Genomic DNA, 21,552 nt, shown 5'->3' with positions numbered 1-21,552 from the left:
GAGCACGAGGACCGCATGACGAGCCGGATCACCGAGGGTGCCGAACCGAAGCACCAGCAGCTGCGGCGCATCCTCCTCGAGCTCGCCACGGTCCGGCTCGCACCCGGGGCGGCGATCCCCTCGGAACGCCAGCTCATCGCCGAGTACGGGGTGTCCCGGATCACCGTGCGCGAGGCCCTCGGCCAGCTCGTGAACGAGGGCTACCTCGAACGCGTGCGCGGCAAGGGCACCTTCGTGGCGCACCGCCCCGTGCAGTCGACGCTGCACCTGGCGTCCTTCACCGAGGAGATGCGGGCGATGGGGCACGTGCCGACGACCGTCGTGCTCGTGCGCGAGGAGCGGGTCCCGCCGTCCGACACCGCCGCGGCCCTGCGACTCGACCCCGACGTCGCGGCCTTCCACGTGAAGCGCCTGCGGATGGCCGACGGGGCGCCGGTGTCGATCGACGACGCCTGGCTCGTCGCGGACGCGTTCCCCGGGCTGCTCGAACACGACCTGTCCGGGTCGGTCTACTCGATCATCGCGACCGAGTACGGCACGCCGATCGACCGCGCGCAGCAGACCGTCGCGGCGAACCCGGCGGCGGACGACGTGGCGACGCTGCTCGGCACGAAGACCGGGGCGCCGCTGCTGGAGTTCGACCGGGTGTCGTACGCGGGGGAGCGCCCCGTCGAGCACACGCGGAGCTGGTACCGCTCGGACCGGTACCGGGTGCAGATGGAGGTCACGGCGACGGCGGCGCACGCGGTCGCGTAGCCGACCGCCGAGACTCGGCCCGGCGGACACATTCGCGACCGATCGGGCCCGAAAGTGTCCGCGGAGCCGAGTCTCGCGGCAGGGTGTCGCGTGCTACGCCTCGAACAGGGTGTCGCCGTCGCGCACCGTGGTGCCGACCGCGTCCTGCGAGATGGAGTCCGGCGCGGAGCCGAGCACGACCACGGGGCAGATCGGCGAGTAGCCGGCGGCCGAGATCACCGAGGGGGTGAACCGGACGACCGGGTCGCCCGCGACGACGGTGTCCCCCTCGGCCGCGATGAGCTCGAAGCCCTCGCCCGAGAGCTTCACGGTGTCGATGCCCACGTGCACGAGCACGTCGGTGCCCGCGGCGCCCTGCAGCGCGAACGCGTGCGGGTGCAGCTTCACGATCGTGCCGTCGACCGGTGCGACCGCCGTGACGGCACCCTCGACCCCGGTCGGGTCCACCGCGACGCCGGCGCCGACGAGCTGCCCGGCGAACACCGGGTCCGGCACGTCGGCGAGCGAGACGACCGGGCCCTGGAACGGGGTCCGGACGGCGGTCACAGCTCGTCCTGGATGTCCTGCGCGAGGTTGTCGGCGATCGGGCCGACGATGACCTGCCAGCCCGTGCCGCCACCGACGACGGCCTGCGCGCCAGCGGCCTTCAGTGCGTCCTTGTCGACGAGGTCCCCGTCCTCGACCTCGACGCGCAGGCGCGTGATGCAGCCCTCGACCTCGTCGATGTTCTCGGCGCCACCCAGCGCGGCGATGATGTCAGCGGCCTTGATGTCAGCCATCGTTTCCTCCTCGTTACGAAAACGCGTGCCGGGTTGACAGGCGTGTGGTCGCGGTTCAGACTACGGAACTGGTCATGACCGGACAGGACCGGACCTGGCGACACCGCCGAGGTTACCTGCGCTGACTGTACGACTCAACTCACCCCGACAGCTCCACCCAACGACGAGAGGACCTCCGATGAGCACCACCACTGCCACGGATGTGCCGGAGAAGAAGACCCCGAAGAAGCAGTCGCGCGTCTTCGCCAACGCCCAGCGCCTCGGCCGGAGCCTGCTCCTGCCGATCGCGGTCATGCCGGCAGCGGGCATCCTGCTCCGCCTCGGCCAGGCCGACATGCTCGGAGCGATCCCCGGCTTCGAGCAGGGCGCGACGATCATCGCCGCCGCCGGCAACGGTGTCTTCACCTGGCTGCCGCTGCTCTTCGCCGTCGGCATCGCGATCGGCTGGGCGAAGAAGTCGGACGGCACCACGGCGCTCGCCGCGGTCGTCGGCTACATGGTCATGTACCAGGTGTTCGCGGCCATGTCCCCGATCGTGCTCGACGGGGTGAAGGACGCGAACGGCAACCAGGCCACGATCAACTTCGGTGTCCTCGGCGGCATCGTGATGGGGCTCGTGTCGGCGTTCCTGTGGGAGAAGTTCCACCGGACGAAGATGCCCGACTTCCTCGGCTTCTTCTCCGGGCGCCGCCTGGTGCCGATCCTCACCGCGGTCGCCGGTCTCCTCATCGCCGTCGTGATGTCGTTCTTCTACCGGTACTTCGACATCGCCCTGACCGCTGCCGGCCAGGCCGTGGCGGACAACGCCGTCATCGGTGGTGGCATCTTCGGGTTCGTCAACCGCATGCTCATCCCGATCGGCCTGCACCAGCTGCTGAACTTCTTCCCGTGGTTCCAGCTCGGCAGCTTCACCACCGGCGGCACGACGTACCACGGCGACATCGCCCGGTTCCTCGCCGGCGACCCGACCGCCGGCATCTTCCAGACCGGCTTCTTCCCGATCATGATGTTCGCGCTGCCGGCCGGTGCCCTGGCGATCTGGCGCAACGCCAAGCCGCAGAACCGCAAGCTCGTCGGCGGCATCATGCTCTCGGCCGCGCTCACCTCGTTCGTGACCGGCATCACCGAGCCCCTCGAGTACTCGTTCATGTTCGTCGCGTTCCCGCTCTACATCATCCACGCGGTGCTCACGGGTACCTCGCTGGCGCTGGTGAACGCGCTCGGGATCCACGACGGCTTCTCGTTCTCGGCCGGCGCGATCGACTTCGTGCTCAACTTCGGCAAGGCGGACGGGGCCATCTGGCTCATCCCGATCGGCCTCGGCTACGCGGTTATCTACTACTTCCTGTTCAGTTTCGTGATCAAGAAGTGGAACCTCCGCACGCCCGGGCGTGAGGACGACACGATCGCGGAGAACACGATCGAGGCGGCCACGAAGCCGTAGCCGTCACCATGTGACGGACGGGAGGCGCGGTGTCGGCTGGCACCGCGCCTCCCGTCCGTCATCCCGCTGATACTGGTTTTGACAACCGTTATCAACTAGCCCTACGCTCGTCGACATGCACAACCGTCTCCTCGCCCTGCCGCTCGTCGCCGGCGCCGCCGCGCTCGCCCTGACGGGCTGCGCGACGTCCTCCGCCTCCGGCGACGCCTCGGGCGACGGCACCGTCCGGGTCGTCGCCTCCACCAACGTCTACGGCTCGATCGTCGAGGCGATCGGCGGCGACCACGTCTCCGTCACGAGCATCTTGGACGACCCGTCGCAGGACCCCCACTCGTTCGAGTCGAGCGCAACGACACAGCTCGCGGTGTCCAAGGCTGACCTCCTCATCGAGAACGGCGGCGGGTACGACGACTTCATGACGACCCTCGCCGACGCGTCCAGCACGAAGGCGGACACGATCAACGTCGTCGAGCTCTCCGGTCTCGACAAGGGTGGCGACACCGAGTTCAACGAGCACGTGTTCTACAGCTACCCGACGATGGTGAAGCTCGCCGACGACGTGGCGAAGCGCCTCGGCGACCTCGACCAGGCGGACGCGGACACCTTCACGAAGAACGCCGACGCCCTGACGACGAAGCTCGAGGGGCTCGAGGCGAAGACGGCCGAGCTCGAGAAGACGTACGGCGGCGAGAAGGTCGCGTACACCGAGCCGGTCCCGGGGTACCTCTTCGACGCGATCGGCCTCGACAACGTCACGCCGGACGCCTTCTCCGAGGCGATCGAGGAAGGCGACGACGTGCCGCCGGCGGCGCTCAACGACACGCTCAAGCTGTTCACGAACAAGACCGTGAAGCTCCTCGCCTACAACGACCAGACCTCGAGCCCGGAGACGGAGGAGGTCAAGAAGGCCGCCGACGAGAACGGCGTCCCGGTCGTCGGTGTCACGGAGACGCTCCCGAAGGGGGAGGATTACGTCTCGTGGCAGCAGGCGAACATCGATCAGGTGCAGGCGGCGCTCCAGAAGTGACGACCGTCTCCCACCCGACGACCGAGCGGACCGCCACTGCCCCGGGCAGTGGCGGTTCCGCCGTGCTCGAACTCCGCGACGCCGGGCTGTCGTACGGCTCCCGTGCACTCTGGTCGCACCTCGACCTCGACCTGGCGCCGGGCGAGTTCGTCGCGGTGCTCGGGCCGAACGGGGCGGGCAAGACCTCGCTCCTCCGCACGGTCCTCGGGCAGCAGCGGCTGACGAGCGGCACGATGTCGTTCCTCGGGCAGCCCGTCCGGCGCGGGCACCGCAAGATCGGGTACATCCCGCAGCAGCGCCTGATGGACGCGGGGACCCCGCTCCGGGCGCGGGACATGATCGCGCAGGGCGTGACCGGCTCCCGGTGGGGCATCAAGCCCGCGAGCCGTGCCGAACGGTCCCGGGTCGATCGCATCCTCGACGAGGTCGGGGCCACCGCGTTCGCGGACGCCCCGGTCGCCGAGCTGTCCGGCGGCGAGCAGCAGCGCACCCGCGTCGGGCAGGCCATCGCCGCCGACCCCGCGCTGCTCCTGTGCGACGAGCCGCTCATCTCGCTCGACCTCCGGCACCAGCGCGGCGTCACCGAGCTCATCGACCGGCAGCGTCGGCAGCAGGACGCCGCCGTGCTGTTCGTCACCCACGACGTGAACCCGATCCTCGACGTCGTCGACCGGGTGCTCTACATCGCCGGCGGGCGGTTCCGGATCGGATCCCCCGACGAGGTCCTCCGCACGGACGTGCTCTCCGACCTGTACGGCACCCCCGTCGACGTCGTCCGCACGATGGGGCGGATCGTCATCGTGGGCGCGAACGACGCGCACGACCACCACTGCGACGCGGACCCGAACGCCGCGACGCCGGACGACGGGCGGATCTGATGGACATCTGGTCGCAGGTCTTCTCCTTCCAGGACTACGGCGAGCTCGTCGTGCTCGTGCAGAACTCGATCTGGGCCGGCGCGGTGCTCGGCATCGTCGGCGGGCTCATCGGGCCGTTCGTCGTCGCACGGAACATGCCCTTCGCCGTGCACGGCATCTCGGAGCTCTCGTTCGCGGGCGCCTCGGCATCGCTGCTGCTCGGGGTGAACGTGGTGACCGGGTCGCTCGTCGGGTCGGTGATCGCGGCGCTGCTCATCGGGCTGCTCGGGTCGAGGGCGCGGGACCGCAACTCGATCATCGCCGTGCTCATGCCGTTCGGCCTCGGCCTCGGCATCCTCTGCCTCGCGCTCTACAAGGGCCGCGCCGCGAACAAGTTCGGCCTGCTCACCGGGCAGATCGTCTCGGTCGACAACCCGCAGCTGACGTTCCTCGTCGTCGTCGCCGCGATCGTCGTCGTGACGCTGCTCGTGATCTGGCGCCCGCTGATGTTCTCGTCGGTCGACCCGGACGTGGCCGCCGCCGCCGGGGTGCCGGTCCGGACGCTGGCGCTCATGTTCATGCTCGTGCTCGGACTCGCGACCGCGGTGTCGGTGCAGATCGTCGGCGCGCTGCTCGTGCTCTCGCTGCTCGTCACCCCCGCGGCCGCTGCCCTGCGCCTCAGCTCCCACCCGGTCGTCGTCCCGGTCCTGTCGACGGTGTTCGCCGTCGTCTCGGTCGTCGGCGGCATCTTGCTCGCCCTCGGCGGGGGGCTCCCCATCAGCCCGTACGTCACGACGATCTCGTTCGTGATCTGGGTGGTCTGCCGGATCGTCGGCGGACGCAAGGACAAGCGCGGACGCGACCGGATCGTGCGCCGCGACCAGCGTGACGGAGGCGCACCGCGCCTCCAGGCCGACGATGCGGACCACCGGTCCGCCGCCGGCCGGAAGGAAGGAGCGACCGCATGAACGCCGTGCAGAAGCCGAAGCGGAACACGTGGCAGCGCGAAGCGGTGCGCACCGCGTTGTCCAGCACCGAGGGGTTCGTCAGCGCGCAGGCGTTGCACCAGCACCTGCGGGACGACGGCTCCACGATCGGACTCGCGACCGTCTACCGGGCGCTCTCCGACCTGGCGACCGAGGGCGACGCCGACTCGCTGCAGCAGGACGGCGAATCGCTGTACCGCGCGTGCACGACCGACGCGCACCACCACCACCTGATCTGCCGGAACTGCGGCCGCACGGTCGAGATCGAGGCGGACCCGGTGGAGCGGTGGGCGCAGGAGGTCGCGGCGGCGAACGGGTTCACGAACGCCAGCCACGTGGTGGACATCTTCGGGGAGTGCGCGTCCTGCACGGCCGCGCGCACCGGCGGGCGCTGAGCGGCTACCGACCGAGCAGCCGGCGCTGGACCGGGTCGCGGCGGGCATGCGCCCGATTCGCGCGCCACTGACCGCCCATCAGGACGACCACCACGGTCATGCTGACGACGAGCAGCCCGAGCACGAAGACCGTGACCGAGGCGGTCTGGCCAGCCCACCACTGTTGGTCCGCCGGAGTCCGCTGGAGCTGGTCGCCGAGCATCGGTGTGACCAGGAACGCGGCGACCGCCGCGACGATGCGCAGGACGCGCCAGCCCTCGAAGACGAACACCCGCGCGCGGACTGCATCGCGTACCGGGTCGGCCCGCCAATCGGCGACACCCGCGCCTCCCTGCGCGAGCCGCTCGGGCAGGAGCGTCCAAGCGACGAACGCATCCACGACCGAGCGTCCCGCGCGCCAGACGTCGCGTCCCAGCAGGGCCCCGCAGCCGAGCCCCGCGAACGCGACGACGACTCCGACCAGGCGGAGGACGGCAGGGGCGCCGTCCCAGAGCGCAGCGGCGAGGCCGAGCACTCCGAGCACGGTGACGCCCCATGCCAGGAGGCCCCAGCCGAGTCGCGCGAACGAGTCGCTCTCGGCCGAGAGGGTCGCGAGTCGGCGGTTCCGGTAGGCGAGCGCGTTCAGCGCGTCGTACGGCGAGAGCGCGGAGACGTCGTACGCGAGGACCTCGCGAGTGTCCGGTCCGATGAGTCGGTTGGTGGGGATCACGGGCGCGTCGAGTCCTGCTTCGTCTGGCCGGTGGTGTCGAGGGCCACGCGGACGTCGGGTCGGTCACCCGAGTCTCGCAGGGTCGCGCTCAGGACGATCTGTGCGGCGAGCACCGACATCGGCAGGCGTTCGGCGACTGTCGGGGCGATCCCGGTCAACAGCAGGACCCGGTCGCTGTCCGCGCGGCCGTGTTCGAGCCTGACAGCGGCGTACACGACGCCGAGCGCGTCGGCGTTCGCGTGCGGGACGTTCCTTCGGAGGGCATCGGATCCTCCGGTGGTCGTGTGGATGGCGACACCAGGCCGCCCGTCGTGCGTGACGAAGGACTCCACGAGGTCCTCCGGGCCGACGCCAGCCGAACCAGCGGGCGAGTCCAGGAACCGCTCGACGACCGCCAGCAGGTCGACGTCGCCGATCGGCGGTCCGGCCACGATCGTCATCGCGAACTGCCACGCCGTGACGGTGTCGTCCGGCAACGTCGTGACCAGCAGACCGGCACTGTCGATCGTGCCGCGCGGCATCTGCTCCCGGACGCTCGCGTAGTGCTCGCGCAGCGCCTGACGGACCTCGACCGGCATCTCAGCAGGCGCCGTCCGCAGGAGCTCGTCGAACCATTGCTGCGCGGCGGCTTCGTCCTGGTGTGCGACGAGCTCGATCCAGCCGGGTGGGAGCCCCACCCAGAGCTCGTCGCCGACCTGGACGACGGTCGTCACGCGTGACCCCGGATCTTGCGCCAGCTCTCGGAGAGCGACGAGTCGTAGTAGGTGTTGCCGCCGATGAGGGACACGATGCCGTCCCTCGCGTCGGAAGCGTCCTTCGCCTTCGCGACCATGTAGCCGGTCAGGGCGGGGCCGTAGGCCGGGTTGTACGTCAGCGCGGCGGCCGCCGAGCCGGCCTGGGACGCCGCGTTCGCGCCAGCTGGCCCCGCAGTGGCGAGAGCGCCGGAAGCAACCGAGCGGAACGGACCGTTGGCCAAGGCCGGACCCGCCGCCTGCGTGAACGCACCGATGAGCTTCCCGACCGCGAACCCACCGACCAGACCGAGAGCGCCCGCGGCGAACGCTTCCTTTGCCCCGGGGCGACCGTGCAGCGCGTCCCAGCCGGACATGGCGACGTCGGCGATCGCGAAGCCGAGTGCGAACGGTGCGAGGGCAGGGAAGAAGATCGACGCGATCGAGAGCACCGTCGACGCGATGTTCACCACGCGGTGGAGGATGTCCCACCAGTTCTCCTTGACGAACGTGACCGCGTCCGCCAGGAAGTCCCCGACGCCCTCGAGCGCACCGCCGATCCGGTCGAGGAGGCCAGGGGCGTCTGGTGCCAGCGACATCGCTGTCTCGAGTGCGGCCGCCGCCGTCGTGGCGTTCGCGGTCGCCTCGGACGCAAGGTCGTGCGCGCGACGGAGGACGTCGGACAGGACGCCATCAGCCGTGTCGACGGCGGCGGAGGCGTTGCGGACGTCAGCCGCGTGGTTCGCCGCGGCGGTGGCATCGGCATCGTCTGCGAGGTCCGGGAGGTTCGCCGCACGGGTCCTCGCCGACGCCGCGGAGGACTTCGCCGCATCGGCTTCGGCTTCGAGTGCCCGTGCACGCTCGCGGTACCCGTCGAGGTTGACGACCCATGTGTCGAGCGCACGGGTGGCGCGGTCGAAGCTCGAGTACGCCTCGTGGACACGGGGTCGGAGTTCGTCGCCGACGAGCCCCTGGAACGCCGTTGCCGTCCTTCCGGACCAGTCAGCAGTGGCACTGCCGGAGACGACGCTGTCGATCCTGCTGAGCGCCTCAGTGGCGGTCCGGAGCTTCCGGACCATCTCGCGTCCGGCGTCGGGCTCGCCGGGTGCTGGGTCGAAACCAAGCGCGGTGTACTGCATGATCCCCCTCAGGACGTGGACGCGTCGGTCACTCGAACGCCGCGGCCAGCTCGTCGTCGAGGTCGCGGAACGTCGAGACGGTATCGCGGAGGACATCGCCGATGCCGCTGCTGAACTCCGCGAGCTTGTGGATGCCGTACTCCCACTCGTCGCCGAAGTCCTGGAGCTTCGCCGTGAGCGTCGCCTCGCTGGCAGCACTCGCGGGCAGGTCGGCCATGCCCTTGCACGGACCCGTGAGCAGGTCGGTGACGTCGTTGAGGTTCCCCCGGGTGCGTTCGAGCGCACCGAAGTCGATGATGAGATCGGCCACGCGACGACGGTACCAAGCGACACGCGCATCGGGAACCGCCCCGGGCGAGTAGCGTCCGCGTCATGCACGTGATCCTGGTGCCCGGCTTCTGGCTCGACGCGAGCGCCTGGGACGAGGTGGCCCCGGTGCTCCGAGCAGCGGGCCACTCGGTCGAGGCGGTCACCCGCGACGGCGACACGCTCGACGAGCAGGTGGCCGCCCTGGTCGAGCTGCTCGACGACGTCGCGACGCCGGAGGAGCCCGTGGTGCTGGCGGGACACTCCGGCGCGGGGCCGATCGCGTACATGGCGGCCGACCAGCGGCCCTCGCTCGTCGCGCACCTGCTCTACGTCGACACCTTCCCGGGGCCCGCGGGCGGCTGCGTCAACGACGAGCTGCCCGTGGTGGACGGAGTCGTGCCGCTGCCCTCGTGGGACGTGTGGGAGCCGGCGACCGTGCGGGGGATGACACCGGCACTGCGGTCGGAGTTCGAGCACCGCGCGATCCCGGAGCCCGCTGCGGTGCCGTCCGACCGGTTCCACTACGCCGACGCCGCGCGGCACACGATCCCGGCGACGGTGATCACGTGCGAGATCCCGGCGGCGGACCTCGCGACGATGGTGGCCGACCACCAGGCGTGGGCGGCGGAGCTCGTGGCGACGGAGGAGCTCGCGATCCTCGGGCTCGAGACGGGGCACTGGCCGATGTTCACGGCGCCGCGGGAGCTCGGCGAGCTCATGGTGCAGGCGCTGGCGCCGAGGCGGGCCGAGGCGCCGTAGCGCGGGGCGGGTCCGGGGCGCCCGCGCACGCGGGTGCCGCGCTGCGCTCACTTGGTGAGCAGAAGGTGTCGGCTGGCCGACCGTGACCCGACCATTTCTGCTCACGAAACGCGGCCGCCGGAGGTGCGGCGCGCCTCCAGGGCGACCCACGCAGCTGCGGCAGTTTGCGACACGCCCGGTCGTCGCGTACTCTTGACCCTTGGTTCTCCGCGTCCGCGCGGCGAGCCCAGTTGTTCCAAGCCCTCCGACCGTCGCGTACGCCGCGGTCGCGCGGTGTCCACGGCCCCTTCGACAGGGATCGCGGGCCTGGGCGGTGCGCACAACCCCCTCGCTCCGTCGCCCGGCGACGCAGCGCGTGCGCGCCAGGCAAGTGACCTTGGGTGCGGCCGGCCGGTCGCACGGTACCTCAGGAGGAAACCATGGCAGCAGTGTGCCAGGTGACCGGAGCCACCCCCGGCTTCGGACACAACATCTCGCACTCGCACCGCCGGACGAAGCGTCGCTTCGACCCGAACGTGCAGAAGAAGACGTACTACGTGCCCTCGCTTCGTCGTAACGTCACGCTCACGCTCAGCGCGAAGGGCATCAAGGTGATCGACGCACGCGGCATCGAGTCCGTCGTCAAGGATCTCCTCGCCCGTGGGGAGAAGATCTGATGGCCAAGAAGGGTCAGGACGTTCGTCCGATCATCAAGCTCCGCTCCACGGCGGGCACCGGGTTCACCTACGTGACCAAGAAGAACCGTCGCAACAACCCGGACCGCCTCGTGCTCAAGAAGTACGACCCGGTGATCCGCAAGCACGTCGACTTCCGTGAGGAGCGCTAAGCATGGCGAAGAAGAGCAAGATCGCGAAGAACAACCAGCGCGCCGAGATCATCGCGCGCTACGCCGAGCGTCGTCTCGAGCTGAAGAAGGCCCTCGTGGACCCGAACGGCTCCGACGAGTCGCGTGAGGCCGCCCGCGTCGGCCTGCAGAAGCTCCCGCGCGACGCGTCGCCGGTCCGCTACCGCAACCGCGACGCCATCGACGGTCGCCCCCGTGGCCACCTCGGTGAGTTCGGCATCAGCCGTGTCCGCTTCCGCGACATGGCCCACCGTGGCGAGCTGCCGGGCATCACGAAGAGCTCCTGGTAAGCACCAGCTTCCGCGGACGCCCCGTCACCCCAGTGGTGGCGGGGCGTTCGCCGTTCCCGGGCCGTTTCGGGGGACATCTTCGTCACATCGGTCACTTCCGCCCCTCGAGTACCCCGACAACCCCGGAAATCCGGGCGAGTCGGCAGGTTTCGTCCCTGGTGGCTGGTACGTTCGACTCCGGTTCCGCAGGGTCTCGCGCCCACCGGCACCGTGGCACGGAGCACCCGCTCCGGGCGCCGGACGAGAAGTCGTCCGACCGATACTGCAAGAAGTCCGAGGAGGACATCCATGGCTGACAAGTCCCTGAACCGCACCGAGCTCGTCGCTGCCGTCGCCGCTGAGTCCGGCCAGAGCCAGGCCACCGTCAACGGCGTCGTCGACGCGCTCTTCTCCGTCGTCTCCGGCTCGGTCGCCGACGGCACCAAGGTCACGATCCCCGGTTGGATCGCCTTCGAGAAGACCCACCGTGCCGCCCGCACCGGCCGCAACCCGCAGACCGGCGAGGCCATCGAGATCGCCGCGAGCGACTCGGTCAAGGTCAGCGCCGGCTCGAAGCTCAAGGCTGCCGTCAAGTAAGACTGCTCCCGCGCCACGAAAGGGACGGCTTCGGCCGTCCCTTTCGTCGTGCCCGGCCTGCGATGGGTCCGTGGTCGGTCCTCCACCTCCAGGAGGCGCGGATCGCCCTCCACAGGTCGCCCCGCTCGATTCCGTGGCCGGGTGGGGCAGCGCCTAGGCTTGACGGGTGAATCGGATCGCGCGCATCGCCGGCCCCGCCGTGCTGCTGCTCGTCGGGTTCGTGTCACTCCTCGTCGCCCTCGTCATCGGGGGCGGCGCGAACGCCGCGCTCATCGCCGACCCCGGCGCCGTCGTCCGGTTCGGCTTGCCGATCGCCCGACTGGTGGTGGACCTCTCCGCCGCGGCCGCGATCGGTGGTCTCGCACTCGCGACCGTCGGGCTGTCGCGCACCGCGCCCGAGTGGAACCGCGCGATCGACGTGGCCGCCGGTGCGGCGGGCGTCTGGACCGTGTCGTCGGCCGTGACGACGTTCTTCACCTTCCTCAGCGTCGCCGGCTCGAGGATCAGCATCGACGAGCAGTTCGGGCAGTCGATGGGGGTGTTCCTCACGGGGACGGACCTCGGCCTCGCGTGGCTCGTCACCGTCCTCGTCGCCGCGGCCGTCACGGTGCTGTGCTTCGCCGTGCGCTCCCGCGGGATGGTCGCCCTGACCGCGGGCGTCGCGATGATCGGGCTCGTCCCGCTCGCCCAGCAGGGGCACGCCGCGGGCACGGCGAGCCACGACGCGGCCGTCACCGCACTCGGGCTGCACCTGGTCGGCGCCGCACTCTGGGTCGGCGGACTCGTGATGCTCGTGCTGTTGCGCCCGGTGATCGACGGCGATCGCCTGGCCGTCGTCGTCGGGCGCTACTCGAGCATCGCACTCGGGTGCTTCGTGCTCGTCGCCGTGTCCGGTGTGGCCTCGGCGCAGATCCGGGTCGGGGCGCTCTCGAACCTCTTCACCGCGTACGGGGTCCTGGTGCTCGTGAAGATCGCGGCCATCGTCGCGATGGGTGTGCTCGGGGTCGTGCAGCGTCGATGGGCGATCCGCGCGCTCAGCACCGCCCCCGAGCGCCGTCGTCCGTTCTGGTTCCTGATCGTGGCGGAGCTCGCCGTGATGGGCGTCGCCAGCGGGTTCGCCGCGGCACTCGGCCGCACCGCGACCCCCGTCGACCAGGTCGCGCTGAGCAAGACCACGAACCCGTCGCCGGCCGAGTTGCTGACCGACGACGCCCTGCCGCACGCTCCGGGTGCCTGGGGATGGCTGACGGCGTGGAACATCGACCTGTTCTGGCTGATGGCCGCTGTCCTGCTCGCAGCGACGTACACCGCCGGCATCGTCCGCCTGCGTCGCGCCGGTGTGCGCTGGCCCGTGCGCCGGACGGTCGCCGCCGGCATCGCGATCGTCTCGCTCGTCGTCGCGACCTCGGGCTCGCTGCACACCTACGACCGCTTCCTCGTGTCCGCCAACGTCGGGTCGCACGTGCTCCTCGGGCTCGTCGTGCCGGCGCTCGTCTGGGCGTCGGCACCCGTGCAGCTCATCCGTGCCGCCGTGCACCCCCGCGACGACGGCAGCACCGGTGTCCGCGAGTGGACGGGCGTCCTGGTCGACAACCAGGCGGTGCGGTACCTCGTGCAGCCGTTCCCGGCGTTCCTGTTCCTGGCAGCGGCGTGGTGGGCGTTCTTCGTGACCGACGCACTCCGGTGGTCGGTCAGCGACTCGACGGGCCGCACCGTCATCGACGTCGGGTTCCTGCTCGTCGGGCTCCTCGCCGTCCCCACCCTGCTCACACCGATCGCGGTCGGCGCCCGGCGCGCTTCGATGCCCGCGGCGCTCGTCCGGATCGCCGGGGCGGTCGTCGTCGCGGCCGGTCTGGTGTCGCTCGGCATCGCGATGCGCGGGCCGCTCGGGCTCCTGCAGGCGTCGTGGTTCGGTGCGATGGGCCGGACGTGGGGACCGGATCCGCTCGTCGACCAGGCCCGCGCGGGCGCGTTGCTCGTGGTCGCCGGTGTCGCCGTCGTCGTGACCGTCGTCGTGGTGGTGCTGGTCCGGGTGCGCCGCGCCGTGGCGGAGCCCGCCGTCGACGGACCACGCAGCGACGACCGGGTGGCGACCCGATGAGCGTCGAGCTCAGTGCCGAGCAGCGGGCCGTCTTCGAGTACATCGAGCACACCCGCGACCACGTGTTCATCACCGGGCGTGCGGGCACGGGCAAGTCGACGCTCCTGAACCACCTGTCGTGGAACACCGAGAAGCAGGTCGTGATCTGCGCGCCGACCGGTGTCGCGGCGCTGAACGTCGGTGGGCAGACGATCCACTCGCTCTTCCGCCTGCCGATCGGGCTCATCGCCGACGCCGAACTCCGGCAGGGGCCGGACACCCGCAAGCTCCTCAACACGATCGACACCCTCGTGATCGACGAGGTCTCGATGGTGAACGCCGACCTCCTCGACGCGATGGACCGCTCGCTGCGCAAGGCCCGCGGGCGTCAGTTCGAGGCGTTCGGCGGCGTGCAGGTGGTCATGTTCGGCGACCCGTACCAGCTGCCGCCGGTGCCGGGCGACGGGGACGAGCGCGCGTACTTCACCGACCACTACCGCTCGATGTGGTTCTTCGACGCCAAGGTCTGGCTCGAGGCGGAGCTCAACATCGTCGAGCTCGCGACCGTCCACCGGCAGCGCGACGACGCCTTCGCCGCGATGCTGACGGCCGTGCGGCACGGGCGCGTGACGGCCGACGTCGCCGGGCAGCTCAACGCGGCGGGCGCCCGGCCCGCGCCGGACGACGCGATCACCCTGGCGACCCGGAACGACACCGTGGCGCGCATCAACAAGGCCGCGCTCGACCGGCTGCCCGGCAAGGTGCGGACCGCGCGGGCCGACGTCAACGGCGACTTCGGCGGACGGAACTTCCCGGCGGACGAAGCCCTCGAGCTGAAGCCCGGCGCGCACGTGATGTTCCTGCGCAACGACCCCGACCAGCGCTGGGTGAACGGCACCCTCGGAGTCGTGCAGACGATCCGCGACACCGTGTGGGTGGACGTCGACGGGGAGTCGTTCGAGGTCCAGCCGTCGGTGTGGGAGAAGTTCAAGTACTCCTACGACGCCGACAAGAAGGAACTCAAGAAGGACACCGTCGGCGAGTTCCAGCAGTTCCCGCTCCGGCTCGCGTGGGCGGTGACGATCCACAAGTCGCAGGGCAGCACCTACGACCGGGCGGTGATCGACCTCGGCAACCGGGTGTTCAGCGCCGGGCAGACGTACGTGGCGCTGTCACGGCTGACCTCGCTCGAGGGGCTGTACCTCACGCGTCCGCTGCGGCCGCAGGACATCATCGTGGACCTCGACGTCCGGCGGTTCATGTCCGAGGCGCCGCGGGTGGTGGCGACGGAGCTCGAGGCGGCTCCCGCTCCGGGCCCGGGCGCCGACGACGGCGACTGACCCGCCCCCGCGCGACGGCCCAGGCGCGCGACGGCCCGGACGCACGACGCCCCGCCGGCCACGAGGGGCGGGCGGGGCGTCGGGACGCGCGGGATCAGGCGCGAGCGGTGTCCGCACGCAGCGCGCGGAGGTTCTCCTTGTCGGCGCCGAACGCCGTGAGGAGCAGGATGACACCGACGATCGCGTGGAAGACGTTGTCGGTCGTGTTGAGCGCGAACACGTTCGCCGAGGTGTTCACGAACACGAAGCCGTAGACCGCGAGCACGACGAGGACGGCGCCCACGAGGACGTTCGCGTTCCGCGACCCGATCGTGTTGCCGAGCCCGACGATGAGCAGCACGGCCGCGAGCAGGACCCACAGCAGTGCCAGCGGCGGGTTGACGCCGAACGCGTTCCAGAGCATGCCGCCCTTGCGGCTGAAGAAGCCGGGGTCGCCGTCGGCGGCGAAGAAGAACCCGAGGATGCCCCAGATGAGGAGCAGCGCGCCCACGGTGAGCGCGAGACCGCGGTTCGGGGAAGCGGTGATGCTCGGTTCCTTGATGGCCACTTCGGTTTCCTCCTCGTACGCAGCCGACGCCGTGTACGTCGGTCCGGCGATGCGCGCCGGTGCGTTCGCCCGCGCGCGGCCGGTCGGTGCGTTGCCGGATCCGAAGGTCGCTGTCCCGCGGTTCCCAGGCTCCGACCGGCGTCCCAACGGTATCGTGTCGGACCCCGACCGTCCGAATCGCACGCGCGTGAACAGGCGTGCGACGACACCGACGACCAGCACCCCGAGGAGGACCAGCCCGGTGACCCGAACGCCCGAACGCAGCGCACCCGAGTCGCGTGGACCGAGCGTCTCACGGCGGTTGCGGTGGGGACTGTTGTCGGCTCTGGGGTTCGTGATCGTGCCTCTCGTCTACGCGGTGGCGGTGCTGACGCCGGTGGGGCAGCGGGTCGAGGACGCCGCACTCGGCGGGGTCCGGGAATCCGACCTGTTCTCGTCGGACACTGCCCTGAACGTCATCTCGGTACCGGTGATCCTGTTGCTCGTGGTCGTGATCGCCGCCGTCGCGCTCGCTCGGCGCCGGCTCGCAGTGGGGCTCGGAGCCGGTGTCGTCGTGCTCGCTTCGGCGGCCACCTCGACGCTCGTCAAGCGTATCGCCGAGCGCCCGGAGATCGCCCAGTCGACCACGCCGAACTCGTTCCCGTCCGGTCACGCCACGATCGCCCTCGCCGCCCTGTTCGCCGTGCTCATGGTCACGCCGCGTCGGTTCCGCCCGCTCGTCGTGATCGTCGGTGCCGCCTACGCGGTCTTCGTCGCGAACCAGACCGTGGTCTACGGCTGGCACCGGGTCAGCGACATCATCGGCGCGTGCGCGATCGCGCTCTTCTGGGTCGGGGCCGTCCGGGCGTTCGGACCACGGGTCGACCGTGGCGCGCGCGGCGACCGCGACGGCCACCGTGGTCCGCGTCGGTTGGTGACCTGGGTCCTCCTCGTCGCCACCGGGGTGACGTTCCTGGTCGGTGTCGCGGCGCTCGTGTACGGCATCTCGGGCGGGGCACACGACCACGGTGCGATCCTCGTCGCGGGCCGGATGGCGTCGAGCGCGAGCGTGCTGGCCGTCGTGACGATCGTGTGGATCGCCGACGGCATGCACCACGCGGCGCGGACGGACTCCGAGGCGCTCCCGGGCCGGTAGCCATCGCATCCGTAAGGGTTACAGGCCTGTAACGCCTCCGGACCCGACGGCCGTTGGCCGACTAGCGTCGTCCACACGCCGGCCTCGGGAGCCGGCGTGGACGGGGAACACATGCGGGTGGAGCACACCCCGACGCGGGCTCGTCGGGTCCGTGGCACCGTCGCCGCTGCCCTCGGGGCGCTCCTCGTCGCCACCGGGGTGCTCGTCCCCGCGACCTCCGCATCCGCCATGACCCAGGTCGGCGCGCCACCGACCGGCGTCCCCGGGAGCTCCGTGCAGGCCGTCGTGCAGAACCAGGCCGCCGGCACCGGGACCTGGACGATCACCGCGCCGCCCAACACGACGATCACGGCTGCGCAGTCGGTCCCGGCACCCGGGCTCGGACAGTTCACCTGCGTGCCCACGAACGGCGGGACGCAGGCGGCGTGCGGTGCCAGCACGTGGGGGACCGGCAACCAGGTCGCCATCACGATGACGATCGATCCGGCTTCGCCGCTCGGGACCGTCGCCGGTTCGTCCGAGATCAGCCCGTTCGAGGCAGCCGCGCCCTACTCGATCACGGTCGTCGCACCCCCGGCCCCCGCTGCCCCCACCATCACCGCCCCGCCCGCGGGCGACGAGTCGATCGCGACACAGCCGACGATCACCGGCACGAAGGTGGCCGGTGCGGCGGACACGACGGGAACGACCCTCGCGGCCACGATCGACGGCGAGCCGCTGTGCACGGTCGACCCGGCGACGACCCCGGACTGGTCGTGCACGCCGACCGAGCCGCTCGCGGTCGGACAGCACACCGTCAGTGCGACGCAGACGGACCGCTTCGGGCAGGTCTCCCCGGCGGCGACGAGCACGTTCACGGTCCTGGCGCCGGCCGGCCTCAGCGTGACCCAGGCCGGTGCGACGCAGCTCTACGCGGGCTTCCCGGCGATCCGGACGGTCACACTGGCCAACACCGGCGAGGGCGAGGCGCGAGGCGTCCTCCTCACCGCCGACACCGGCGGCCTGCAGGTCCCCGTGTGCGAGCTCGACGGCGCCACGATCGACTGCGCCGGCCTCGCCGCCGGGGTCGACCTCGGCACGATCGCTCCCGGCGACCGGCACGTCCTCCGGCTGACGGTCGCCGCCCGGTCCGGGACCGTCCCCGCGTCGGCGTTCACCATCACGGCCCGGGCGTCCTCCACCACCGCGGCCGTCTCACCGGTCGAGTCCGGCAGCACCGTCCGCACGATCGCTCCCGGAGCGCCGGTGATCACCGCTCCGGGCAATCGCACGTCGACGACGGAACGCACACCCGAGGTCCGCGGCCGCGGCGTCATCCCGAACGCCGTCGTGACCGTCCGGCAGGGAGAGACCGTGGTCTGCACGGCCACCGCGACGCGCACCACCTCCTTCGCCTGCACGCCGGAGCGCGCATTCGCCCTCGGCGCGGTCGCCCTGACGGCGACCCAGACGTACGGGGGCGTCGAGTCCGCGCGCGCGTCGACCGCCTTCACCGTGACGGTCGCGACACCGGCCCCTCCAGGAGGCGCGGGTGGCCTCCCCGGCACCGGCGGCGGTTCCACGGGCGGTCCCGGCGGCGCCGGTGGCGGGACCGCGCCGACCGCGCCGAGCACACCCGGCAGCTCGAGCACAGGAGCCGGGAGTGGTTCCGGCGTCGGCCAGGGGGTCGGGTCGGGAGACGTGGGCGGCAGCACCGGTCCGTCGTCGCCGCCCTCGACCACACCGCCCGCGCCGGGGGAGAGCGCCGGCAACGGCAACGGCAACGGCAACGGCGGCACGGACGACGGTCCGCTCGCGATGGACCTCCGCTTCGGCACGCAGCGCATCGTGCCCGGCACCGCGGCCGACATGCGGGGCACGCTCGGTCCGAACGCCTCCGGGGCGACCGTCGCGATCACGTTCGAGGCCCGGATCACCACCGGCATGGTCTACCGGAACGTGAACGTCGAGGTCGACGGCTCCCCGCTCGACTGCACCGTCGCCACGAGCTCGTTCTCGTGCATGATCCCGCTCGACCCCGGGCAGCAGGCGGACGTCGACGTCCGGGTGTACGCCGACCCGGTGAACGCGCCGGACACCGCCGTCCAGCAGATCTCGCTCGCGTCGAACCGGGCGTCGCAGTCCAACGCGATGACGGTGACCACGGCCGTCGCGAAGGGCGAGACCGAGGCGTCGCAGCTGGCCGACCAGATCACGACCTTCAACGCGACGGAGTTCCCCGGTGCGATGGTGCCGCTCCTCGCGATGCTGCTCTTCGCGCTCGCCGCGACCGTCGTCGGCCGGCGGGCGACGAGCGGCCCCGCCGCAGCGGCGACCGCCTCGCCGACCGGGTCCGGTCCGTCGGACCCGAGCCGCGCCTCCAGTCCGACCGCCGCACCGAGCGGTCCGACCGCCGCACCGACCGGTCCGACCGCCGCACCGACCGGCCCCACCACCGACCCGAGCCGACCCGCCACCGACCCACCGTCCGGGAGCAACCGATGACCCACACGACCGACGCCCCGACCGACGCACCCGGCGCTCCCGGCGCTCCGACCGCGAAGCGCACCCGCAGGAACCCCGCGCCGGTCATCCTGCTCGTGGCGGTGGTCCTCCTGGCCGTCTACTACGTCGTGATCGGCCTCTCCGGAGCGCTCAAGACGACGACCGCCGTCCCGGTGAGCGGGTCGAACAGCCAGTCCGGCGACTACATGACGCTGCGGATGAGCGTGCAGGACGTCGACCTCTCGAACCGGGTGATGCAGGCGAACGTCCTGCCGATCCCGCACGGCTCGTTCGAGGGCGAGAAGGCCGGCGAGATCTCGCAGCCGCTGCGCATCGAGGTCTCGAGCGGCGGGGTGACGACGAGCGTCGTGACGTTCCCTGGGCAGTCGGTGGTGGACGCGACCTCGTTGACGCTGACGCTCGACCGGGGCGACACCTCGTACCCGTTCGACCAGCCGTTCGCGAACTTCCAGCTGAGCGTGCAGGACGACGACTCCGGGGACGCCGTGCCGTTCGAGGTCGACATGTCGAACTCCGCCCGGCCGTGGGTGATGAACGCCGAGCGGAGCGCCGCCGAGGTGCAGAGCGACCGCACCCTCGTCCCGATGCAGATCGACGGGCACCGGGACACCCTGAGCGTCGTGATCGTGTCGTTCTACATCATGGCGATCCTGTTCACGACGCTGATGGCCGTCGTGACGATCGGCAGCGCGATCCTCCGGCGGAAGCTCGAGTTCGCGAACGTGATCTGGCTGAGCGCCACGCTGCTGTCGTTCCCGGCGCTGCGGTCGGCGATGCCCGGCGCCCCGCCGATCGGGACGACGCTCGACTTCGTCTTCCTCTTCCCCTGCCTGGCGCTGGTGGCGATCATGTTCGTGTGGACCGGCGCGTACATGCTGTGGCGGGAGTCGAAGGTGCTGCGGAACCGCGTGCTGGACGACGACGCCGCGTAGTCGCCGCTGGCGGGAATGCCTCGGCCTGCGGTACGTTGTACCGAGCAAGTCGATGCAAACGCATCGAAATCGCAGGCGGAGGGACTCCGCGGAAGGCGGCGCATCATGCAGTTCGGCATCTTCACGGTCAGTGACGTCACGACCGACCCGGTCACCGGCCGGACCCCCGACGACACCCAGCGGGTCCGCGACATCCTGACGATCGCCGAGCACGCCGACCAGGCCGGACTCGACGTCTTCGCCACCGGTGAGCACCACAACCCGCCGTTCGTCGCCTCGAGCCCGACGACGATGCTCGGCTACCTCGCGGGACGCACGAAGCACATCACGCTCTCGACGTCGACGACCCTCATCACCACGAACGACCCGGTGCGCATCGCCGAGGAGTACGCGATGCTCCAGGTCATCTCCGACGGCCGCATGGACCTCATGATGGGCCGCGGCAACACCGGGCCGGTCTACCCGTGGTTCGGGCAGGACATCCGCCAGGGCGTCAACCTCGCGATCGAGAACTACGCGCTCGTCCGCCAGCTCTGGGAGAACGACGTCGTCAACTGGCAGGGCAAGTTCCGCACGCCGCTGCAGGGCTTCACGTCCACCCCGCGTCCGCTCGACGGCGTCGCGCCCTTCGTGTGGCACGGGTCGATCCGCACGCCGGAGATCGCGGAGCAGGCCGCCTACTACGGCGACGGATTCCTCCACAACAACATCTTCTGGCCGATCCAGCACACCGAGCAGATGGTGGGCCTGTACCGCCAGCGCTTCGAGCACTACGGGCACGGCCGCGCCGACCAGGCGATCGTGGGACTCGGTGGCCAGTTCTTCGCGCGGAAGAACTCGCAGGACGCGATCGACGAGTTCCGCCCGTACTTCGACAACGCGCCGGTCTACGGGCACGGCCCCTCGATGGAGGACTTCACCGAGCAGACCCCGCTCACGGTCGGTTCGCCGCAGCAGGTGATCGACCGGTACGCCGCCATGAAGGACCACGTCGGGCACTACCAGCGCCAGCTGTTCCTCGTCGACCACGCCGGGCTGCCGCTCAAGACGGTGCTCGAGCAGATCGACATCCTGGCCGAGGACATCGTCCCCGAGCTGCGGAAGATCAACGAGGAGGGCCGCCCGGAAGGCGTCCCCTCGAACCCGCCGTCGCACGCCGACCGCGTGGCCGCGGCGATGGCCGCCGGCACCCTGGGCAGCGACCACGTCGCCGCCGAGGACGAGTGGACGGGTGCGTCCGTCTGATCGCGTGACCGCTTGACGGCCTGGAGGCGGGGGGGGGGGGGGGCCCCCCCCCCCCCCCCCGGGCCGGGGGGCGGGGGGGGGCGGGGGGGCGCCCCCCCCCGGCCCCCCCCCCCCCCCCCCGGCCGGGCCCGCGCCCCGCGCGGGGCGCGACCCAGGAACCCGGGGCG

At 71.2% G+C, this 21,552-nt stretch carries 24 protein-coding genes; 17 read left to right on the top strand and 7 right to left on the bottom strand.

What is annotated here, in order from left to right; translation table 11 throughout:
• Positions 1 to 15 precede the first annotated feature (15 nt).
• Positions 16 to 756: a GntR family transcriptional regulator gene (locus tag ACIPEP_RS01295; RefSeq protein ID WP_070417150.1), complete on the top strand. Its 741-nt coding sequence runs from the start codon at positions 16 to 18 to the stop codon at positions 754 to 756.
• A 93-nt stretch (positions 757 to 849) separates the two neighbouring features.
• Here ACIPEP_RS01295 and ACIPEP_RS01290 read toward each other — a convergent pair whose 3' ends face one another.
• Together ACIPEP_RS01290 and ACIPEP_RS01285 are read right to left on the bottom strand one after the other, a co-directional pair.
• Positions 850 to 1,302, bottom strand: a complete 453-nt coding sequence (locus ACIPEP_RS01290) for a PTS glucose transporter subunit IIA (protein WP_402716244.1) — start codon at positions 1,300 to 1,302, stop codon at positions 850 to 852.
• Entirely contained in the window at positions 1,299 to 1,535 is a 237-nt protein-coding gene (locus tag ACIPEP_RS01285) for a PTS transporter subunit EIIB (RefSeq protein WP_022907163.1), read from the bottom strand. Before ACIPEP_RS01285 ends, ACIPEP_RS01290 begins: the two co-directional genes overlap by 4 nt.
• 178 nt (positions 1,536 to 1,713) lie before the next feature.
• Here ACIPEP_RS01285 and ACIPEP_RS01280 point away from each other — a divergent pair, with 178 nt between their 5' ends.
• The 5 genes from ACIPEP_RS01280 (at position 1,714) to ACIPEP_RS01260 (ending at position 6,244) form a co-directional block, all read left to right on the top strand.
• Positions 1,714 to 2,979, top strand: coding sequence for a PTS transporter subunit EIIC (locus tag ACIPEP_RS01280; RefSeq protein ID WP_071303396.1), 1,266 nt, complete (start codon positions 1,714 to 1,716; stop codon positions 2,977 to 2,979).
• Between the two features lie 115 nt (positions 2,980 to 3,094).
• On the top strand, positions 3,095 to 4,006 hold the full coding sequence (locus ACIPEP_RS01275; RefSeq protein ID WP_070417147.1) for a metal ABC transporter solute-binding protein, Zn/Mn family: 912 nt from the start codon (positions 3,095 to 3,097) through the stop codon (positions 4,004 to 4,006).
• The gene (locus tag ACIPEP_RS01270) at positions 4,003 to 4,884 is read left to right on the top strand and encodes an ABC transporter ATP-binding protein (protein WP_083295100.1); all 882 of its coding nucleotides are present in this window, start codon (positions 4,003 to 4,005) and stop codon (positions 4,882 to 4,884) included. Before ACIPEP_RS01275 ends, ACIPEP_RS01270 begins: the two co-directional genes overlap by 4 nt.
• The gene (locus ACIPEP_RS01265) at positions 4,884 to 5,831 is read left to right on the top strand and encodes a metal ABC transporter permease (RefSeq protein ID WP_402716243.1); all 948 of its coding nucleotides are present in this window, start codon (positions 4,884 to 4,886) and stop codon (positions 5,829 to 5,831) included. Before ACIPEP_RS01270 ends, ACIPEP_RS01265 begins: the two co-directional genes overlap by 1 nt.
• A complete protein-coding gene (locus tag ACIPEP_RS01260; RefSeq protein WP_402716242.1) occupies positions 5,828 to 6,244 on the top strand; it encodes a Fur family transcriptional regulator in 417 nt (138 codons plus the stop codon). The genes ACIPEP_RS01265 and ACIPEP_RS01260 overlap by 4 nt, the downstream gene beginning before the upstream one ends.
• Before the next feature lie 4 nt (positions 6,245 to 6,248).
• Here the strand turns inward: ACIPEP_RS01260 and ACIPEP_RS01255 are convergent, their stop codons facing one another.
• The 4 genes from ACIPEP_RS01255 to ACIPEP_RS01240 are packed head-to-tail and all read right to left on the bottom strand — an operon-like array spanning position 6,249 to position 9,133.
• The gene (locus ACIPEP_RS01255; RefSeq protein WP_402716241.1) at positions 6,249 to 6,953 is read right to left on the bottom strand and encodes a hypothetical protein; all 705 of its coding nucleotides are present in this window, start codon (positions 6,951 to 6,953) and stop codon (positions 6,249 to 6,251) included.
• Entirely contained in the window at positions 6,950 to 7,666 is a 717-nt protein-coding gene (locus ACIPEP_RS01250) for a hypothetical protein (RefSeq protein WP_402716240.1), read from the bottom strand. Before ACIPEP_RS01250 ends, ACIPEP_RS01255 begins: the two co-directional genes overlap by 4 nt.
• Positions 7,663 to 8,823, bottom strand: coding sequence for a hypothetical protein (locus tag ACIPEP_RS01245; RefSeq protein ID WP_402716239.1), 1,161 nt, complete (start codon positions 8,821 to 8,823; stop codon positions 7,663 to 7,665). The genes ACIPEP_RS01250 and ACIPEP_RS01245 overlap by 4 nt, the downstream gene beginning before the upstream one ends.
• 28 nt (positions 8,824 to 8,851) lie before the next feature.
• On the bottom strand, positions 8,852 to 9,133 hold the full coding sequence (locus ACIPEP_RS01240) for a hypothetical protein (RefSeq protein WP_402716238.1): 282 nt from the start codon (positions 9,131 to 9,133) through the stop codon (positions 8,852 to 8,854).
• 62 nt (positions 9,134 to 9,195) lie between these two features.
• Between ACIPEP_RS01240 and ACIPEP_RS01235 the strand changes: the two genes are divergently transcribed.
• The 7 genes from ACIPEP_RS01235 to ACIPEP_RS01205 all read left to right on the top strand — a co-directional run bounded on the left by ACIPEP_RS01235 (position 9,196) and on the right by ACIPEP_RS01205 (position 15,021).
• Positions 9,196 to 9,891 (top strand): alpha/beta fold hydrolase, encoded by a 696-nt coding sequence (locus tag ACIPEP_RS01235; protein ID WP_402716237.1) that lies wholly within the window; start codon positions 9,196 to 9,198, stop codon positions 9,889 to 9,891.
• Positions 9,892 to 10,310: 419 nt separating this feature from the next.
• On the top strand, positions 10,311 to 10,547 hold the full coding sequence (gene rpmB / locus ACIPEP_RS01230) for a 50S ribosomal protein L28 (protein WP_022903747.1): 237 nt from the start codon (positions 10,311 to 10,313) through the stop codon (positions 10,545 to 10,547).
• Complete coding sequence (gene rpmG, locus ACIPEP_RS01225; RefSeq protein ID WP_022908193.1) at positions 10,547 to 10,717, top strand: 50S ribosomal protein L33; 171 nt, start codon at positions 10,547 to 10,549, stop codon at positions 10,715 to 10,717. The genes rpmB and rpmG overlap by 1 nt, the downstream gene beginning before the upstream one ends.
• A 2-nt stretch (positions 10,718 to 10,719) precedes the next feature.
• Entirely contained in the window at positions 10,720 to 11,025 is a 306-nt protein-coding gene (gene rpsN, locus ACIPEP_RS01220; protein WP_070417144.1) for a 30S ribosomal protein S14, read from the top strand.
• A 288-nt stretch (positions 11,026 to 11,313) separates the two neighbouring features.
• On the top strand, positions 11,314 to 11,601 hold the full coding sequence (locus ACIPEP_RS01215) for an HU family DNA-binding protein (RefSeq protein ID WP_022908191.1): 288 nt from the start codon (positions 11,314 to 11,316) through the stop codon (positions 11,599 to 11,601).
• Positions 11,602 to 11,767: 166 nt separating this feature from the next.
• Positions 11,768 to 13,702 carry a cytochrome c oxidase assembly protein gene (locus ACIPEP_RS01210; RefSeq protein WP_402716236.1) on the top strand — a complete coding sequence of 645 codons (1,935 nt, stop codon included), beginning with the start codon at positions 11,768 to 11,770 and terminating at the stop codon, positions 13,700 to 13,702.
• Positions 13,699 to 15,021, top strand: a complete 1,323-nt coding sequence (locus tag ACIPEP_RS01205) for an ATP-dependent RecD-like DNA helicase (protein ID WP_402716235.1) — start codon at positions 13,699 to 13,701, stop codon at positions 15,019 to 15,021. Before ACIPEP_RS01210 ends, ACIPEP_RS01205 begins: the two co-directional genes overlap by 4 nt.
• A 94-nt stretch (positions 15,022 to 15,115) precedes the next feature.
• Here ACIPEP_RS01205 and ACIPEP_RS01200 read toward each other — a convergent pair whose 3' ends face one another.
• On the bottom strand, positions 15,116 to 15,568 hold the full coding sequence (locus tag ACIPEP_RS01200; RefSeq protein ID WP_175473751.1) for a DUF4383 domain-containing protein: 453 nt from the start codon (positions 15,566 to 15,568) through the stop codon (positions 15,116 to 15,118).
• 334 nt (positions 15,569 to 15,902) lie between these two features.
• On the opposite strand from ACIPEP_RS01200, the gene ACIPEP_RS01195 reads away from it, so the two are divergent.
• From ACIPEP_RS01195 to ACIPEP_RS01180, 4 genes are all read left to right on the top strand, one after another.
• A complete protein-coding gene (locus ACIPEP_RS01195) occupies positions 15,903 to 16,703 on the top strand; it encodes a phosphatase PAP2 family protein (RefSeq protein WP_071295521.1) in 801 nt (266 codons plus the stop codon).
• A gap of 96 nt (positions 16,704 to 16,799) precedes the next feature.
• Positions 16,800 to 19,187 (top strand): Ig-like domain-containing protein, encoded by a 2,388-nt coding sequence (locus tag ACIPEP_RS01190; protein ID WP_402716234.1) that lies wholly within the window; start codon positions 16,800 to 16,802, stop codon positions 19,185 to 19,187.
• Positions 19,184 to 20,140, top strand: a complete 957-nt coding sequence (locus ACIPEP_RS01185; protein ID WP_092384764.1) for a DUF4436 family protein — start codon at positions 19,184 to 19,186, stop codon at positions 20,138 to 20,140. Before ACIPEP_RS01190 ends, ACIPEP_RS01185 begins: the two co-directional genes overlap by 4 nt.
• A gap of 105 nt (positions 20,141 to 20,245) precedes the next feature.
• Entirely contained in the window at positions 20,246 to 21,385 is a 1,140-nt protein-coding gene (locus ACIPEP_RS01180; protein WP_070417138.1) for an LLM class flavin-dependent oxidoreductase, read from the top strand.
• Positions 21,386 to 21,552 lie beyond the last annotated feature (167 nt).

Origin of the sequence: Curtobacterium sp. NPDC087082, assembly GCF_044745045.1 — a bacterium.
GTDB lineage: Bacteria > Actinomycetota > Actinomycetes > Actinomycetales > Microbacteriaceae > Curtobacterium.
The sequence above is the reverse complement of the archived record's forward strand: the minus strand, read 5'-3'. Positions and strand labels throughout refer to the sequence as shown.